Here is a 16,401-nt window from a genome sequence, read left to right on the forward strand (position 1 = left end):
GTCGAGTCGTCGCACCGCTGCGATAGCGGTGGATCAGGCAATGAATATGCAAGCTGACCTGCCGCCATCGCAGGCAAGCCAGCTCCCACATTTAGATCAGGTTATTGGCCAGAGTTGATGGTGATTTTTTCTACCGCACCTTGCTCCAGATCCCACTTCTTCAGGATCTTGCCATAGGTGCCGTCATCGATCATGCCCTGCAACGCCTCACTGATCGCGGTGACCAGCTCAGTATTGCTCTTCTCAATCCCAAGCCCGGTGAACTGCTTGGAAAGCGCCAGGCCCACCGGCTTGTATTTACCCTTGTCCAACGACATCAGGTACGGAATGGTTTCGCTGCCCTGCATCGCCGCATCCAGGCGGTTCTGCTGCAACTGTGCCCGTGCGTCCGCCGAGCCTTCGGTGCCGATCACCACGATGGCTGGCTTACCGGCGGCTTCGCAGTTTTCCTTGCTCCACGCGGCAATTTCCGACGGCCAGGTGGTACGGCGGCTGGTGCCGACTTTTTTACCGCACAGGTCAGTCAATTCCTTGAGGTCTTCACGCTTGGCCAGGGTGTAGAGCTGCGGGCCGCTGGTGAAATAGTCGATGAAGGTCACCGCCTTTTGGCGCTCGGCGGTGTCGCTCATGCCCGACAACACGATGTCCACGCGCTTGGTGGTCAGGCCGCTGAGCATCTGCTCGAAGCCGGTTTCCTGCCATTTGATCTTCACGCCCAGGCGCTCGGCCAAGGCGTTGCCCAGGTCAAAGTCCAGACCGGTGAGCTGGTTGGTGGCGGTGTCCTTGAAATCCATCGGCGGGTAGTTCGGCACGATGGCCGCGCTGATCTCACCCTTGTCCTTGATTGCCGCCGGCAATGCCGCGAAAACAGCGGAGGAGGCCATCAGGCCTGCAAGCAACGTTGGGATAAACAATTTTTTCATGGGGGCGTTCTCGTTTGTTTTTTAGTTAAGTGCGAACGGCAGAAATAAAGCTTTGGGTACGCGGGTTTTGTGGGCTTATTAGAATTTCTTCGGGGCTGCCGGCTTCCACAATCTGGCCGGCGTCCATAAACACCATGCGGTTGGACACTTCGCGGGCGAAGCCCAATTCATGGGTGACCACGATCATGGTCATGCCGGTGGTGGCCAAATCGCGCATCACCGACAGCACTTCTCCTACCAGCTCCGGGTCGAGAGCTGACGTGGGTTCGTCGAATAACATCAGCTTCGGACGCATCGCCAAGGCACGGGCAATTGCCACGCGCTGTTGCTGGCCGCCTGATAACTCCACGGGGTAAGCGTTGCGCTTGTCCGCCAAACCCACGCGCGCCAGCAACTCCAGCGCGTCCTCAGTGGCTTCCTTCGGCGAGCGCTTGAGCACCTGGCACGGGCCTTCGATGATGTTCTGCAGCACGGTCATGTGCGGGAACAAATTAAACCGCTGGAACACCATGCCGGTGGCCAAACGCTGACGGGCAATTTGCGATTCATTCATCTCGTGCAGCTTGTTGCCGACGACGCGGTAACCCACCAGTTCGCCGTCGACCCACAGGCCGCCCTTGTCGATTTTTTCCAACTGGTTGACGCAGCGCAGCAGGGTGCTTTTACCGGAGCCTGACGGGCCGATGATGCACATCACTTCGCCTTGCTCGACCTCGATATTGATGTCACGCAGCGCGTGATACTGGTCGTAATACTTGTTCAGGTTGACGGCCTTGACGATGCTTCTCATGGGGCAAATCTCCTCAACCCGGATTTACGAACGCTTGCCGGCGCCGCGGGCAAAGCGACGCTCAAGGCGGCTTTGGCCAAATGAAAGAACAGTCACCACCGCCAGGTACCAGATGCCGGCCACAATCAGCAGCTCCATGACCCGGGCGTTGGCGTAGTAGATGTTTTGCGCGTTGTGCAGCAGCTCCGAGTACTGGATCACACTGGCCAGGCTGGTCATTTTCACCATGCTGATGAACTCGTTGCCTACAGGCGGAATGATCACCCGCATGGCCTGCGGCAGAATCACCCTACGCAGCGCCTGCAGGCTCGGCATGCCGATGGACTTGGCGGCTTCGTACTGGCCGGTGTCCACCGACAGCAAACCCGCGCGCACCACCTCGGCGGTGTAGGCGCCCTGGTTGATGCTCAGGCCGAGCAGGGCGGCCACGAACGGTGTCATCAGGTCGACGGTATCGATGCTGAACAGGCCGGGAATCGCGATCACCGGGAAAATCAACGCCAGGTTGAACCACAGCAGCAGTTGCAAAATCAGTGGCGTACCGCGAAACAGCCAAGTGTAGGTGATGGCCACATAGCGCAGGATCGGGTTGGCCGACATGCGCATGATCGCCGTGATCACCCCGATCACCACGCCCAACGCCATCGCGAGGATCGACATGACGATGGTGTTGACCAAGCCCCACAGAATGGCCTCGGACGTGAGGAACTGGCCGATGTATGACCATTCGATCTGGCCGTTGGCAAAGGCACGCAGCAACGCGGCCAGCGCGATCACGATCAACGTGGCAAAAAACATCCGCCCGTAATACCGACGCGGCACATGCTCGTACTGCGTGATATCGAACTGGTTCTCGGACAACTTGCGCTCGGCTTCCAAGCGCTCTGCCGGGGTTTGGTTCATGGTGTTACTCCACTGCTGTACTCGATCCAACTGTTAAAACACGGTGCGAATGTGGGAGCTGGCTTGCCTGCGAAAGCGCCAGCCCGCTCACCACAAATACCCAGGCTTAAATCCGAAACCCCTGATAACTCTCAGCCCACTTCTGCTGTTCAGCCAAAGCGGTTTTCAACCGCCCAATCTGCTCCCGAACCCGCTCCGGCGCCGTCCCGCCCCAACCACTGCGCGCCGCAATCGCCGCTTCCAGGGTCAAGCAATCCCGCACCTCAGGCAGCAGCCGGGCATCCACCTCCGCCAACATCGCCGGCGAGGCTTCCCACAACTCAATCTCATGCTTCTCACAGGCCTGCACCAACGCGCCGGTAATCTCATGCGCCTCTTTAAACGGCACACCACGCGTTGCCAACCAATCCGCCACCTCAGTCGCCAAGGTAAAGCCCATCGGCGCCTGACGCCGCAGCTCTTCCACCTGCACCTTCATGGTCGCCACCATCCCGGCCATTGCCGGCAGCACCAGCAGCAAGGTGTCCACGCTGTCCAGTACGCTGTGCTTGTCTTCACTCAAATCGCGGTTGTAGGAGAGTGGCAACGACTTGAGCGTCGACAACAACCCGGTCAGGTTGCCAATCAACCGGCCAGCCTTGCCTCGCGCCAGTTCGGCAATGTCCGGGTTCTTTTTCTGCGGCATGATCGAGCTGCCGGTGGCGTAGGCATCGTCCAGCACCACCCAGCGAAACTGGCGTGACGACCACAGGCAAAACTCTTCGGACAGGCGCGAAATATTCACCCCGAGCATGCCCGCCACAAACAGAAACTCCGCCACATGGTCACGGCTGGCGACAGCGTCGATAGAGTTTTCGCACGGCCCGGTGTAGCCCATTTCCTTGGCCGAATGCTCCGGCTGCCGCGCAATCGCCGAACCGGCCATGGCGGCTGCACCCAACGGCGACAACGCGGTGCGCGCATCCCAATCCACCAACCGTTGCACATCGCGCAACATTGACTGGGCATGGGCCAGCAAGTGGTGGGCGAACACAATCGGTTGCGCCTGCTGCAAGTGCGTGAAGCCCGGGCAGATGCTCTCCACATGCTGCTCAGCCTGCTCCACCAACGCCTGCTGCAAACCCAGCACCTCGGTGGTGATGGTGCGCGCATGGTCGCGTAGGAAAAGGCGCAGGTCATTGGCCGTCTGGTCATTACGCGAACGCCCGGCGCGCAGCTTGCCGCCCAAGGCACCCAGGCGCTCGGTCAATACGCGTTCGATGAAGGTGTGCACGTCCTCGTCATCCAGGGTGGGATGCAGGCGGCCGGCGGCGAAGTCCTCGCCGATACGGTCCAGGGCTTCCAGCGTGCGCAACGTCTCCGACTCATCCAGCAAACCAGCGCGCTGCAACTCACGGGCATGGGCACGGGAGCCGGCCAGGTCGTAGGGCGTCAGGCGGAAATAGCGCTCAGGGCATCGCGACAACGCGGCCAAAGCAGCGGACGGGCCGGTCTTGAAACGAGCGCCCCAAAGGCGGTCGGTGGGCTGGGACATGGGTGTTCCTCACGCTTGTTTTTAGAAGAGTCGGAGGCAGTAAAAAACTAAAAAGACCTGATCACAGTGTCAGGTTTCTGCGGGTGTTAAATCAGCCTCTGTGTGCTGTTCAACCCGCTATATTCAAGGTTGCCAAGGGCGGATGTTTACGGCCATTATCGCCGCCTGGCTATGTTCAAGGATTGGGTTAAAGCCTGTTGAATATGGCACTTGAGGTCAACGCGTATTATGGAAACCCCACTTTCCACTTCTGGAAACGTACCGCCAAAACCCGGCACACGACCGCCCCTGCAACTGAGCGGGCTGGACTTCAAATTGCTGCGCGTGTTCATGGCCGTGGTCGAAGCCGGCGGCTTCAGCGCCGCGCAAAACGAGCTGAATGTGGGCCTGGCGGCCATCAGCAAACAGATCTCCGACCTGGAAATCCGCATCGGCATGCGCCTGTGTACACGGGGCAGGGAAGGGTTTGGGCTGACCGAAGAGGGCAAGTTGGTGTATCAGGCTTCCATCGAGTTATTCACCTCGGTGGACAGTTTTCGCGACAAGCTTAGTTCGGCGCAAAACGAGCTTATTGGCGACCTTAGTGTGGGCGTGATTGATAACACCGTGTCTGACGTTAATTCCCCGCTCATTGCGGCGCTGGGGAAATTACATAGCGAGTCGCCAAAAATCAGATTGCGCCTGCATGCCTCGCAATTGGACGAAGTTGAGCGCGGCGTAGTGGAAGGGCGCTTGATTGTCGGCATCGTGCCGGTTTATCAACGTCGCGAAGAGTTCGATTATTTCCCGCTGTACGAAGAAAAGGCCCACACCTACTGCGCCGTAGGACATCCACTGTTCAACGCCAGCGATATCACGCCAGACGTACTGCGCCAATACGAAGTGGTGAACCATCGCTATGCGATCCACCGCGACAAGGCCAACTTCGTCACCTACGACAGCCAGTCCGCCTCGGCCTCACAAGTGGAAGCCGTCGCCATCCTGATCCTCACCGGCCGCTTCCTCGGGTTCCTGCCGGAACACTACGCCGCACCGCTGGTAAGAGAAGGGCGCCTGCGCGCACTGTGCCCGGAACAGGTTCACCTGAGCACCGCCTTCAACCTGATCCTGCGCCACAACGCCCCGAGAAGCCCGATGGTAAAAGCCTTCGCGACAGCGTTGGGCGTAGACCTCAAAGCTTTGGCATAGACTACCTGCCGAACTCACATCAACGAGCTGGCAAAGATCAAATGTGGGAGTTGTCGAGCTTTAGCGAGGCTACGAAGGGATCGCCTCGGTCCACCTGCTGAAACCATACCTCTGCATCAACCCCTAGCACCCCATGCTAGTGCGCTACCCAGCCCGACACCGATCAAAAGGTGGGAGCTCTCGAGCCCCAGCGAGGCAGCGATGGGGTCGCCTCGGTCTACTCGCCAACCCCACCCACCCGCATCACCGCTGCAACCGAGCCCGCTTCTTCTTCGCATGAAAATGCCGAAAATGCGCATCCTGCGCCGCCGCCAACAGCTCCCGATCCCCACGCGTATCGCCCCAAGCCCGCAGCCGATACTCGCCCAAATCCCCATACACCGCCTCAAGCCGCAGCACCTTGTTCTCACACCGGCAATTATTCCCGGTGAGCTTGCCGGTCAACACCCCGTCCACCACCTCAAGCTCAGTCCCAATCAACCTGATCCCCAGCCGATCCGCAAACGGCTGCAACACCAACGCCGGCGAGGCCGAACACAGCGTCACCACCGCTCCCGACTTCACCTCATCCGCCACCGACTGCAAGCCCGTCGGCCTCATCAACCGCGGCCACGTCTTCTGGCAATACGCCTGCGCCTTCTGCTGAACCCACGCCTTCTCCACCCCGGTCATAAAGGTGCGGATCAACTGCGCCTTCAACTCATCCCGGCTGATCTGCCGCACCAAAAACCGCAGCCCCGGCACGGCGAGTTTGACCATCCGGCCATAGAACTCGCCGGGGCCAAAGGCGAACTTGAGGAAGGGCACGAAACTGTCGTGGTGGGTCAGGGTGCCGTCGAAGTCAAAGACGGAGAGTACTTTGGCGTCAGCGGGGCCGGCTTCGAGCATGTCTGGGTTCACGGGTGGGCCTCGGTCCTATCGGGTGTTTTTTAAGCGTGCATCAGGTGTGACAGCAGGAGTTTACTCTTCTCTCAATCTTTCAATTTTCGAGTAAAGCGCTTGAGTGAACTCATCCCGATCACTCGATCGGTGGCACCGCTGATGGCAATTGGGGCACAAGGCTACAGCATTGCTGGTGCGATCCGAACCCTTCTGGGCGAGGTGCTTGACGTGATGTACTTCAAGAAATGGCTGGCCGTTGTCTAGGTTGAAGGGTGCATGTAGGCCGCAACCTTCACAAATACCCGCCGCTTGCTGGCGTACCCAAGCACGTACTTCCGGATCGCGTACGTAGGATGTGCTGGTCGTGCTGACCTGTTGCGGCGTGGTGATGCCTTCGGGCTTAGTCTTGATGGGTTTGCTTTGAAGCTTTGCCGCGCGCCGTTCCAATAGTGCTTCATCAGAAGTGGGGGCGTTGTCTTGAGATTCAACGATGCCGCGTTGTTCAAGCATTCTACGAATACGAGAGACGATTCCCGAGCCGACATTATTTGCAGCTGTGTAACCCGCAATTGGCGTCTGATTCAGCGTTTCAAATACAGCAGAAATATTGCGCATCCGGTAGTCGACCGACGCCAGGGACCGAGCGCCTAGAGCGCTTTCGCGCAGGAGCTCGTGTTCCGCTTTCTTGTTAAGCGGCTGGCCGAGACTTTCCAATTTCAACATTTTCAGGTAGCCATCGACGGACGCTTCAAGCTCCTGATCGCTCCAGCCGGTATTACTTTTTTTCGTATCCATACAGCCGCCGAGGGTAGAAAACCCTCGGACGATACTGAGTAGCCATTATTGCGTCTACGAAATTTCCTACAGATCGGTGGGATTTTACGTTCGTTCGCGTCAGTACATTCGCTGTTTCATTCGGAAAGATTGGGTGAGCTTTCGCCACCACGGAGTCTTTGCGGACTCCCTCCGATAGGTCCGGTTAACTAGTAAATACGGCATATCCCGAAGCCGTATCCAGCCTTCATCCTGCCAATGCAACAGGTTCAACGACATCTCCGGCCAGTCCAGCATGCTTAACAATGGGCGTTCCACCGTCCTTGGCTGACGTTCGTCCCGCAACGTCGGAACCACTTCATGAGTGAGCCAGCTACGCAGAAGGCGATTCCCCGGTGTGTAGTGATAAACCAACAGTGCGTAAGCACCGGATTCGCTGATCATCAGCATTTCTTCCGGTTGACCATGGAATAGCAGTTTGACGGTTCTTCTTTGGTCTTCATCAAGCTTGCGAGTCGTGCGCTCGTCTAAATACCAACCCATCAACCGCCCAAGATCGCGAGCGCAGAACCAGGGTTGGTTTTCCAGGAGGAGAGTATGCAGAGGGAGATTTAAGCGGGTAAATACGGTGGGAGAAAAAGGGTCATGCATGGCACACCTCCGGGAGGAGGAGCGTTTTCGAGGTGGCGCAGACAGATGCAGGCATTTCCATTACCTCTACTTGATAGCTTTCTTAGGGCTAAGGCGCCGGGAGTTAAGAAACCCCAAGTAGAAGGCCGGACATATTCCCCTTTCGGGTCTTGTATTCGCCCACTCCCGACATAGCAGAGTCTTTTCCTGTGCCCACGAAAAAACCGTAGGCGCAAAAAAACCACATCTTTCGGGAGCGGTCAGGCCGCTACTTGAGGCGTTTCTTAGGCGCCGGAATATGAAGGTTATGAGTTTAGGTGAGAATGGTCAAGCGCTGTGCTGAGTATTTTCATTGCTGATTTTATGGCAGCAGACAACTAGTGATGTAAAAACCTCCATTTAGGAGGCTTCTATCTTTCTTTAAGGATTACAAGTCTCTGTCTGCTTCTCTATCCTGACGACGAGAGTGCAGTTCGTTGATAAAAGCAATATTAGAATAAATGACATTCGCAATTGCTTCAATCTGTAAAAGTGTCAATGTTACTACACAGCTAAATGCGCTTATGTTAATGATGGTTGCTTTGGATTGATAAAAATCCGTCTCAGATAACATAAGTTTGCAAAGATTTAGCAGCATGATTACAGAAACGACTAGAGCGGATTTAAGGACGCTAGCTACAATTGCTTCAAGACGTCGAGTATCTTTTAATGTATCTTTGAAATCGACATGTTCTATTTTTGTATGGTTGACGAGCTTCATTAGTGCGTTTGGGTATAAGAAAGCTATCCATATACCCATTATCGTAAAGACCATCCCGGAAACGTTCAGCAACGTATCTAAATAGTCTTTTAAATAGCCGATGTTGACTTTTAATGAAAGATTATAGCTTGCCAGGAAAACGAGCGAGCTAATCAAAACATAAAAAGCGATTTTTAATTTCATGTTCCTGTACCAGCCTCTGCTAGGTCAGCGCCGTCAGAACGTTGGATGGGTAGCATGTACCTATCGCGACTTTTACTGAGTACATCATAAAGATAGGCGGCCGGCAAGATGTCTGGACTATCTGAGGGCAAAGTTATGTATTCTTTTAGTCGATATTTGTCTACCCATGTAATTGACTTGTCTTGCAACTCGAATCCCACACGATCCCACTCACCTTGAGTCCTTTCAGATGCATAAGTTTCAATAATTTTTTCTAATTCGCTTTTAGTTGGTTTTGCTTCCGCTTTTATCTCAATTCTTCTCTTTTTTGCTTCTGGTTTTGTACCTAGATAAGGAAGTGCGTCAAATATTTTAACCCAGCCCTCACGTTCGTCTTTCGTTGAAACCGTAACGGTTTCTCTTTTTATAATGTGTGTTATTTTCTGTTGGAGTTCTGATATTTCAACGCTGGCGGTGTTTAAGCTGCGTAAGGAGATGTCAAAACGGTAAGAGAATTTATAGGGTTGGTCGTCAGGAGAGTCTGTTAAGGATAGCCGAACAAAGCCTGCATCGGTCGTATGTTTAATACGATTTGGGTGTTTGGCTTTATTTGTGATGGCGCTAGTAATCCAATCCTGTAACATTGCGGAATCGCATACGGAGGTGTCAAACTTTATGGAGATGACAGTGTTCAGGCTTGGAATGATCCAGTAATAACAAGGACGACCCCATATGACGTCATCACCTTTATAGGTGCTTGTATATTTTACAACCTTACCCTTTTCTGCTGATCGAGCGCCCCACAATGTACCGGCGCTGTCAGTGTCTGATTTCCATAGTACTAGAACGAAATCACCAGTGGCGTCATCTTTATAAATGTCCTGGCAATAGCACTTAGTTCTGTTTGTGTTCTTCTTTGTGCTATCCCAAGGAATTGTTTCCGGAAAAGGAGTATCTTCCAGCCACTTGGTGATTAGGTCAAGGGACTCGGTTATTTCACATCCATGTGCCTTGGATTTTCCCACTTTATACAGACCACACTCATTGATCTTAAAAAAATTCATGTGTCCAGAGTTCATTTTTCCATATCCTATTAAATAAAAAGCCCTGCATGGCAGGGCTTTTTATGCTTCCCTACGTCCATGTCAGGTCAGCCTTTGTAGCATGGCGTTACGCCATCATCAATCCCAGCTCAACGCCCCACCAGTCTGATACTCGATCACACGGGTCTCGAAGAAGTTCTTCTCTTTCTTCAAATCCATGATCTCGCTCATCCACGGGAACGGGTTGGTGGTCCCTGGGTATTCTTCTTTAAGACCAATCTGCGACAGACGACGGTTGGCGATGAACTTCAAGTAGTCTTCCATCATCGCCGCATTCATGCCCAGCACCCCGCGCGGCATGGTATCCCGCGCATATTCAATCTCCAGCTGCGTCCCCTGCAAAATCATCTGGGTCGCTTCTTCCTTCATCTCGGCATCCCACAAATGCGGGTTTTCGATTTTGATCTGGTTGATCACGTCGATACCGAAGTTCAGGTGCATCGACTCATCGCGCAGGATGTACTGGAACTGTTCGGCCACGCCGGTCATTTTGTTGCGACGGCCCATCGACAGAATCTGGGTAAAACCGCAGTAGAAGAAGATGCCTTCCAGCACGCAGTAGTAGGCGACCAAATTGCGCAGCAGCTCTTTGTCAGTCTCAACCGTGCCGGTTTCGAACTTCGGATCGGAAATCGAGCGGGTGTACTTCAAACCCCAGGCGGCCTTTTTGGCGACCGATGGAATCTCGTGGTACATGTTGAAGATCTCGCCTTCATCCATGGCCAGCGATTCGATGCAGTACTGATACGCGTGGGTGTGGATCGCCTCTTCGAAGGCCTGGCGCAGGATGTACTGGCGGCATTCCGGGTTGGTGATCAAGCGGTACACGGCCAACACCAGGTTGTTGGCGACCAGGGAGTCGGCGGTGGAGAAGAAGCCCAGGTTGCGCATGACGATGCGACGTTCGTCGTCGGTCAGGCCTTCGGGGTTTTTCCACAGGGCGATGTCGGCGGTCATGTTGACCTCTTGCGGCATCCAGTGGTTGGCGCAGCCGTCGAGGTACTTTTGCCAGGCCCAGTCGTACTTGAAAGGTACGAGTTGGTTGAGGTCGGCGCGGCAGTTGATCATGCGCTTTTCGTCGACGGCGACGCGGGCGGAGGCGCCTTCGAGTTCGGCGAGGCCTTCGGCGACGTCGAGGCTGTCGAGGGCGGCCTTGGCGCGCTTGATGGCGGCGGAGTCACTGGCGGTGACGGCGCGGGCTTCGATGGCGGCGGCGGCGCCGGCACCGTCGAGGCGGTCCATGTTGGCTTCGGTGGCGTGGCCGGCGTTGGCGCCTTTGGCGGTGGCTACTTCGCCGTCTTCTTCTTTGTCGAATTCGTCCCAGCTCAGCATGACGTGTCGTCTCCTGCGTGAGGGCTCAAAGGTGCCCGTGTGAAACCGGATGGTTGGGTGTTCACACGGCCCTGAGGCCGCGGTGGATCTTAAGGAATCGTTTGTTGCAGCTAGCGCACGCATTAAACGGAATAGGGTTACGGGTGCTCTGCGTGAGGCTTGAGGTGCGCAGCGGTCGGTGCAAGCTTGCGCGGGAGGCCTCAGGTCTGGCTCTTCATCCCGGTGTAAAGGGATATTGCAGGCCCGATTTACCCGCGCATTATAGGGAAAAAATCGGGTTTGTGTTGCGGCGGATAGCCTCAGAGGTCGGCCAAAATACGTGGAGTTACGGCCAGAGTATTGGTTTGCAAGGGTTTGCTGCTTGAGGATTTTTTAGCGAGCCATCCGTCTCTCCAGCCGTTGATAAGTAGGCCTATGCCTTGCATATGTCAGTTTGTATCCCTATATTGCATATGTCTGGCATAGGTAGGAGCTGAAATCATGCGCACTGTCTCAATATTTAAAAATGGAAAGAACCAAGCTATTCGTTTTCCCAACGATATGGCCTACGAAGGCGTAGGTGAGCTTGAAATCATCCGAAATGGCGACACGATTACGCTTCGCCCCGTACGGCCTAGCTGGGGATCTCTGAGAGACTTGCCCAAAGCGGACGAAGATTTTCTCAAGGAGCGTCAGTACGTGGTGGGTGATGAAGGCAGGTTCAATCTGTGACGACCTATATGCTGGATACCTGCATTTGCTCATTCATCATGCGTGAGCGGCCTGAGTGCGTTTTGGAGCGGTTGGCGGAGGAGGTGGCAAGAAATAATCGAATCGTTATTTCTGCCATTACCTATGCGGAGATGCGGTATGGGCAAATTGGCAAGAAGGCGTCGCCCAAACACAAGACATTGGTTGATGAGTTTGTGAAGCGGCTCGATGAGGTGTTGCCTTGGGGGCTCGCCGCCGTGGATGCGACGGTGGCGGTCAAGCGCGGTCTCACCGAGACTGGATTGATCATTGGTCAAAATGACACCGCTATTGCAGGGCATGCGATTGCTGCGGATTGCACGTTGGTGACCAATAACGTTCGGGAGTTCAGCCGAGTGGCGGGTTTGAAGTACGAGGATTGGGTTCACTAGCGGGGCGGGGATTTACAGCGTTGATATGGCGAATACCGCTATCGCAGGCAAGCCAGCTCCCACATTGGGATTGAGGCGTGGCGGGGATGGGTTCTTGGCCGCAAGAACGATTTCTTGCGGCGGCCAAGATCCGGGGTTAATGCTAACTTCAGAAATTATTATCCGTTAGAGCAACCATTGCCCATGACTTGATAGTTAAGAATATGGCGCTGACCTTGTGAATCTTCATATTCCATTTGCACCGGAACAACTTCGCATACTTCTGGAACCGTGCTCATGGATAATACTTTGGCGACGTCCAGATGGGTGCTGTAAGTGTAATCCTCTACAACCGGGGCGTTCTGGCCGGCCAGTTCGGTCGGGGCCTCATCGGCCAGGGCGGCGGTGGCGCACAGGCTGCTGAGGGCCATAACGACTAAAGCTTTCATTTCTCTATTTACCTTCTTCAGGGCGAAAGGGGTCACGGGGCCCTTGTGAGGCCGCGTGTGTAACTTGAGAGTTGGGAAGTTCGGATTAACGTTGCCTTCGTGGGGGCTGTTACGTTGTTAATCACGGTGCCTTGTTGGCGAAGTTGATTTTAGGCGTGCGGGGTATATTCATATACCCGTGCTTTTGATAAACACTATTGGCGGTTTTCGTAACAATCCTGTGGTAAAGCTTTTTTCATCTGCGCGCAAAGCCCCACAGGCTGCGTGCCAGAGCCTTAAAAGCGCATGGCATGGCATTTTGTAGGGGCTTGTTACTACCATCGTCGAATGGTTCTATGGGGGCGCCCCGGCTACAACAGGGCATACAAAAACAACTATTGTCACCGAGGTAAGAAAGATGAGTGCGGCTTCCCTGTACCCCGTTCGCCCCGAAGTAGCAGCCAACACGCTGACCGACGAGGCGACCTACAAGGCCATGTACCAGCAGTCGGTGGTCAACCCCGATGGCTTCTGGCGTGAACAAGCCAAGCGCCTTGACTGGGTCAAGCCTTTCACCGCGGTGAAGCAGACCTCTTTCGACGACCACCATGTCGACATCAAATGGTTTGCCGATGGCACCCTGAACGTTTCCTACAACTGCCTGGACCGTCACCTCGCCGAGCGTGGCGACCAGGCAGCCATCATCTGGGAGGGCGATGACCCTTCCGAAAGCCGCACCATCACCTACCGCGAGTTGCATGAAGAAGTCTGCAAGTTCGCCAACGCCCTGCGCGGCCAGGATGTGCACCGTGGCGACGTGGTGACTATCTATATGCCGATGATCCCCGAGGCCGTGGTCGCCATGCTGGCCTGTACCCGCATCGGTGCGATTCACTCCGTGGTGTTTGGCGGTTTCTCTCCGGAAGCCCTGGCCGGCCGCATCATCGACTGTCGGTCGAAGGTGGTGATCACCGCCGATGAAGGCATCCGCGCCGGTAAGAAGATTCCGTTGAAGGCCAACGTCGACGACGCGCTGACCAACCCGGAAACCAGCAGCATCCAGAAAGTCATCGTGTGCAAGCGCACCAATGGCAACATCAAGTGGAACCAGCATCGCGACATCTGGTACGAAGACCTGATGAAAGTGGCGGGTACCGTGTGCGCGCCTAAAGAGATGGGCGCCGAAGAAGCGCTGTTCATCCTGTACACCTCCGGCTCCACCGGCAAGCCGAAGGGCGTGCAGCACACCACCGGCGGCTACCTGCTCTACGCAGCACTGACCCACGAGCGCGTGTTCGACTACCGCCCGGGCGAAATCTACTGGTGCACCGCCGACGTCGGCTGGGTCACCGGCCACACCTATATTGTCTATGGCCCGCTGGCCAACGGTGCGACCACCTTGCTGTTCGAAGGTGTGCCGAACTACCCGGATATCACCCGCGTCGGCAAGATCGTCGACAAGCACAAGGTCAACATCCTCTACACCGCGCCGACCGCGATCCGCGCCATGATGGCGTCCGGCACTGCCGCGTGCGAAGGCGTGGACGGCAGCAGCCTGCGCTTGCTCGGCTCGGTGGGTGAGCCGATTAACCCGGAAGCGTGGGACTGGTACTACAAGAACGTCGGCCAATCCCGTTGCCCGATCGTCGACACCTGGTGGCAGACCGAAACCGGCGCCACCCTGATGAGCCCGCTGCCGGGCGCCCATGCCCTCAAGCCGGGTTCCGCTGCGCGCCCGTTCTTCGGTGTGGTGCCGGCGCTGGTGGACAACCTGGGCAACATCATCGAAGGCGCCGCCGAAGGCAACCTGGTGATCCTCGATTCGTGGCCGGGCCAGGCGCGTACCCTGTACGGCGACCATGACCGTTTCGTCGACACCTACTTCAAGACTTTCCGTGGCATGTACTTCACTGGTGACGGCGCGCGCCGCGATGAAGACGGCTACTGGTGGATCACCGGGCGTGTGGACGACGTGCTGAACGTGTCCGGCCACCGCATGGGCACCGCCGAGATTGAAAGTGCCATGGTCGCCCACCCGAAAGTCGCCGAGGCGGCGGTGGTGGGTGTGCCGCATGACATCAAAGGGCAGGGCATTTATGTGTATGTCACTCTGAAAAATGGCGAAGAACCGAACGAAGCGCTGCGCCTGGAGCTGAAGAACTGGGTGCGCAAGGAGATTGGGCCGATTGCTTCGCCGGATGTGATCCAGTGGGCGCCAGGCTTGCCGAAGACGCGCTCGGGGAAAATCATGCGGCGGATTTTGCGCAAGATTGCCACGGCTGAGTATGACGGGTTGGGGGATATCTCGACCTTGGCTGACCCGGGTGTGGTGGCGCATTTGATTGAGACGCACAAGACCATGAACGTCGCTTAAAAACGTGTACAGAGCCCCATTCGGTGAGAGCCGGGTGGGGCTTTTTTGTGGGGTTTTGAAACCTGTGGAGATCAACTGTGGGAGCTGGCTTGCCTGCGATGAGGGTGTGTCAGGCACAGGTGGGCTAACTGATCGATTGCTATCGCAGGCAAGCCCGCTCCCACAGTTGGATTGCATTTCAAAACGTGGCGGGTGAGCCGCCTGATAGCCCTCAATAACCACCAAGCCAATAAATATCGGTTTTTCGCGTAGGGCATTTCCGAATGTTACCGCCACCGCCAAATGTGTAACCCGTCGCCCAATCCTGAGGCAATGCGCTACGCCAACGCCCCTAAACACCGCGTTTTAGACACCCCAAGCAATAAGATTAAACGCCAGACTTGCCGTGCTAGAAGGGTTTGCGAATAATAGGCCCGCTATTTGCAGCATCAACAGGTTTAATATCTTTTGTCTCTGCATAAAAATCAGAGGCTGTCAATGTGCTGGAACCGCTTTCTCGGTGCTTCTGTAAATTGTTGTCGCATTGAGGAAATATCGGCTTCCGGCCTGTCGTTAGAATGCCGATCACTCGCTCGTCGTCTCAGGTGTTGAACCTGTGTAGGACGCAGCACCGCTATTCGGTTTCATTTAAGTCGCACCGTGGGCCACGGCTCATGCTGCTTATGCCCTATACCGATGGAGTCCCAAGATGAAGAAACTCGTGCTGTTGGGCGCCCTGGCGCTGTCCGTGCTGTCCATGCAGGCTTTCGCTGATGAGAAGCCCCTGAAGATTGGTATCGAAGCGGCTTACCCTCCGTTTGCCTCGAAGGCGCCGGATGGCAGCATCGTGGGTTTTGACTACGACATCGGCAACGCCCTGTGCGCAGAGATGAAGGTCAAGTGCGTGTGGGTCGAGCAAGAGTTCGACGGCCTGATCCCGGCGCTGAAAGTGCGCAAGATCGACGCGATCCTGTCGTCCATGTCCATCACGGACGACCGCAAGAAGTCCGTGGACTTCACCACCCGCTACTACCTGACCCCGGCACGCCTGGTGATGAAGGAAGGCACCACGGTCAGCGACAGCCTGGATGAATTGAAAGGCAAGAAAATCGGTGTGCAGCGCGGTTCGATCCATGACCGTTTCGCCAAGGAAGTGCTGGCCCCTAAAGGCGCCACCGTGGTGCCTTACAGCTCGCAGAACGAAATCTACCTGGACGTGGAAGCCGGTCGCCTCGATGGCACCGTGGCCGACGCCACCCTGCTGCAAGACGGCTTCTTGAAGACGCCAGCCGGTAAAGGCTACGCGTTCGTGGGCCCACAGTTCACCGACGTCAAATACTTCGGCGACGGCGTAGGCATCGCGGTACGCAAAGGCGACAAGGCCGAGCTGGACAAGATCAACGCGGCCATCGCGGCGATCCGTGCCAACGGCGAATACAAGAAAATCCAGGACAAATACTTCGACTTCGATATTTACGGCGCTGACCCTAAGTAACTCGTCGCAGCTGTCTGTCCCAATGGCGCAAGCAACAGAATTCC

Annotated in this window: 16 protein-coding genes; 5 read left to right on the plus strand and 11 right to left on the minus strand. The window is 55.8% G+C overall.

Annotated elements, in window-relative coordinates; translation table 11 throughout:
* Nucleotides 1-101: 101 nt before the first annotated feature.
* From AB4P94_RS13375 to argH, 4 genes are all read right to left on the minus strand, one after another.
* Nucleotides 102-923 carry an ABC transporter substrate-binding protein gene (locus AB4P94_RS13375; RefSeq protein ID WP_176997973.1) on the minus strand — a complete coding sequence of 274 codons (822 nt, stop codon included), beginning with the start codon at nucleotides 921-923 and terminating at the stop codon, nucleotides 102-104.
* 25 nt (nucleotides 924-948) lie between these two features.
* Entirely contained in the window at nucleotides 949-1,713 is a 765-nt protein-coding gene (locus AB4P94_RS13380) for an amino acid ABC transporter ATP-binding protein (RefSeq protein WP_016974699.1), read from the minus strand.
* Between the two features lie 24 nt (nucleotides 1,714-1,737).
* On the minus strand, nucleotides 1,738-2,616 hold the full coding sequence (locus AB4P94_RS13385) for an amino acid ABC transporter permease (RefSeq protein WP_017134649.1): 879 nt from the start codon (nucleotides 2,614-2,616) through the stop codon (nucleotides 1,738-1,740).
* A gap of 106 nt (nucleotides 2,617-2,722) precedes the next feature.
* Nucleotides 2,723-4,150 (minus strand): argininosuccinate lyase, encoded by a 1,428-nt coding sequence (gene argH, locus AB4P94_RS13390; protein WP_395610913.1) that lies wholly within the window; start codon nucleotides 4,148-4,150, stop codon nucleotides 2,723-2,725.
* A gap of 228 nt (nucleotides 4,151-4,378) precedes the next feature.
* Between argH and AB4P94_RS13395 the strand changes: the two genes are divergently transcribed.
* The gene (locus AB4P94_RS13395) at nucleotides 4,379-5,338 is read left to right on the plus strand and encodes a LysR family transcriptional regulator (RefSeq protein WP_395610914.1); all 960 of its coding nucleotides are present in this window, start codon (nucleotides 4,379-4,381) and stop codon (nucleotides 5,336-5,338) included.
* Between the two features lie 243 nt (nucleotides 5,339-5,581).
* Here AB4P94_RS13395 and AB4P94_RS13400 read toward each other — a convergent pair whose 3' ends face one another.
* From AB4P94_RS13400 to AB4P94_RS13425, 6 genes are all read right to left on the minus strand, one after another.
* Nucleotides 5,582-6,226, minus strand: coding sequence for an HAD-IB family hydrolase (locus tag AB4P94_RS13400; protein ID WP_395610915.1), 645 nt, complete (start codon nucleotides 6,224-6,226; stop codon nucleotides 5,582-5,584).
* A 72-nt stretch (nucleotides 6,227-6,298) separates the two neighbouring features.
* The gene (locus AB4P94_RS13405; protein WP_395610916.1) at nucleotides 6,299-7,015 is read right to left on the minus strand and encodes an HNH endonuclease; all 717 of its coding nucleotides are present in this window, start codon (nucleotides 7,013-7,015) and stop codon (nucleotides 6,299-6,301) included.
* Nucleotides 7,016-7,114: 99 nt separating this feature from the next.
* The gene (locus tag AB4P94_RS13410; protein WP_395610917.1) at nucleotides 7,115-7,645 is read right to left on the minus strand and encodes a Bro-N domain-containing protein; all 531 of its coding nucleotides are present in this window, start codon (nucleotides 7,643-7,645) and stop codon (nucleotides 7,115-7,117) included.
* Nucleotides 7,646-8,051: 406 nt separating this feature from the next.
* A complete protein-coding gene (locus AB4P94_RS13415) occupies nucleotides 8,052-8,567 on the minus strand; it encodes a hypothetical protein (RefSeq protein ID WP_395610918.1) in 516 nt (171 codons plus the stop codon).
* Complete coding sequence (locus tag AB4P94_RS13420; protein WP_395610919.1) at nucleotides 8,564-9,625, minus strand: hypothetical protein; 1,062 nt, start codon at nucleotides 9,623-9,625, stop codon at nucleotides 8,564-8,566. Before AB4P94_RS13420 ends, AB4P94_RS13415 begins: the two co-directional genes overlap by 4 nt.
* Nucleotides 9,626-9,727: 102 nt before the next feature.
* Entirely contained in the window at nucleotides 9,728-10,981 is a 1,254-nt protein-coding gene (locus AB4P94_RS13425) for a ribonucleotide-diphosphate reductase subunit beta (RefSeq protein ID WP_395610920.1), read from the minus strand.
* A 480-nt stretch (nucleotides 10,982-11,461) separates the two neighbouring features.
* On the opposite strand from AB4P94_RS13425, the gene vapB reads away from it, so the two are divergent.
* Nucleotides 11,462-11,692 carry a type II toxin-antitoxin system VapB family antitoxin gene (vapB, locus tag AB4P94_RS13430; RefSeq protein WP_395610921.1) on the plus strand — a complete coding sequence of 77 codons (231 nt, stop codon included), beginning with the start codon at nucleotides 11,462-11,464 and terminating at the stop codon, nucleotides 11,690-11,692.
* Nucleotides 11,689-12,102 (plus strand): type II toxin-antitoxin system VapC family toxin, encoded by a 414-nt coding sequence (locus AB4P94_RS13435; protein ID WP_395610922.1) that lies wholly within the window; start codon nucleotides 11,689-11,691, stop codon nucleotides 12,100-12,102. The genes vapB and AB4P94_RS13435 overlap by 4 nt, the downstream gene beginning before the upstream one ends.
* A 158-nt stretch (nucleotides 12,103-12,260) precedes the next feature.
* Here the strand turns inward: AB4P94_RS13435 and AB4P94_RS13440 are convergent, their stop codons facing one another.
* Nucleotides 12,261-12,530 (minus strand): DUF2790 domain-containing protein, encoded by a 270-nt coding sequence (locus AB4P94_RS13440; RefSeq protein ID WP_395610923.1) that lies wholly within the window; start codon nucleotides 12,528-12,530, stop codon nucleotides 12,261-12,263.
* 397 nt (nucleotides 12,531-12,927) lie between these two features.
* Here AB4P94_RS13440 and acs point away from each other — a divergent pair, with 397 nt between their 5' ends.
* Together acs and AB4P94_RS13450 are read left to right on the plus strand one after the other, a co-directional pair.
* Nucleotides 12,928-14,883, plus strand: a complete 1,956-nt coding sequence (gene acs, locus AB4P94_RS13445) for an acetate--CoA ligase (RefSeq protein ID WP_017253944.1) — start codon at nucleotides 12,928-12,930, stop codon at nucleotides 14,881-14,883.
* A 688-nt stretch (nucleotides 14,884-15,571) separates the two neighbouring features.
* Nucleotides 15,572-16,357 (plus strand): ABC transporter substrate-binding protein, encoded by a 786-nt coding sequence (locus tag AB4P94_RS13450; protein WP_395610924.1) that lies wholly within the window; start codon nucleotides 15,572-15,574, stop codon nucleotides 16,355-16,357.
* Nucleotides 16,358-16,401: the final 44 nt, after the last annotated feature.

It is taken from the genome of Pseudomonas sp. B22129 (assembly GCF_044218875.1).
GTDB lineage: Bacteria > Pseudomonadota > Gammaproteobacteria > Pseudomonadales > Pseudomonadaceae > Aquipseudomonas.

What these genes read in the sequence shown, in the direction of transcription:
- AB4P94_RS13375 (WP_176997973.1), bottom strand. Translation starts at nt 923, where the DNA reads ATGAAAAAATTGTTTATCCCAACGTTGCTTGCAGGCCTGATGGCCTCC.
- AB4P94_RS13380 (WP_016974699.1), bottom strand. Translation starts at nt 1,713, where the DNA reads ATGAGAAGCATCGTCAAGGCCGTCAACCTGAACAAGTATTACGACCAG.
- AB4P94_RS13385 (WP_017134649.1), bottom strand. Translation starts at nt 2,616, where the DNA reads ATGAACCAAACCCCGGCAGAGCGCTTGGAAGCCGAGCGCAAGTTGTCC.
- argH (WP_395610913.1), bottom strand. Translation starts at nt 4,150, where the DNA reads ATGTCCCAGCCCACCGACCGCCTTTGGGGCGCTCGTTTCAAGACCGGC.
- AB4P94_RS13395 (WP_395610914.1), top strand. Translation starts at nt 4,379, where the DNA reads ATGGAAACCCCACTTTCCACTTCTGGAAACGTACCGCCAAAACCCGGC.
- AB4P94_RS13400 (WP_395610915.1), bottom strand. Translation starts at nt 6,226, where the DNA reads ATGCTCGAAGCCGGCCCCGCTGACGCCAAAGTACTCTCCGTCTTTGAC.
- AB4P94_RS13405 (WP_395610916.1), bottom strand. Translation starts at nt 7,015, where the DNA reads ATGGATACGAAAAAAAGTAATACCGGCTGGAGCGATCAGGAGCTTGAA.
- AB4P94_RS13410 (WP_395610917.1), bottom strand. Translation starts at nt 7,645, where the DNA reads ATGCATGACCCTTTTTCTCCCACCGTATTTACCCGCTTAAATCTCCCT.
- AB4P94_RS13415 (WP_395610918.1), bottom strand. Translation starts at nt 8,567, where the DNA reads ATGAAATTAAAAATCGCTTTTTATGTTTTGATTAGCTCGCTCGTTTTC.
- AB4P94_RS13420 (WP_395610919.1), bottom strand. Translation starts at nt 9,625, where the DNA reads ATGAACTCTGGACACATGAATTTTTTTAAGATCAATGAGTGTGGTCTG.
- AB4P94_RS13425 (WP_395610920.1), bottom strand. Translation starts at nt 10,981, where the DNA reads ATGCTGAGCTGGGACGAATTCGACAAAGAAGAAGACGGCGAAGTAGCC.
- vapB (WP_395610921.1), top strand. Translation starts at nt 11,462, where the DNA reads ATGCGCACTGTCTCAATATTTAAAAATGGAAAGAACCAAGCTATTCGT.
- AB4P94_RS13440 (WP_395610923.1), bottom strand. Translation starts at nt 12,530, where the DNA reads ATGAAAGCTTTAGTCGTTATGGCCCTCAGCAGCCTGTGCGCCACCGCC.
- acs (WP_017253944.1), top strand. Translation starts at nt 12,928, where the DNA reads ATGAGTGCGGCTTCCCTGTACCCCGTTCGCCCCGAAGTAGCAGCCAAC.
- AB4P94_RS13450 (WP_395610924.1), top strand. Translation starts at nt 15,572, where the DNA reads ATGAAGAAACTCGTGCTGTTGGGCGCCCTGGCGCTGTCCGTGCTGTCC.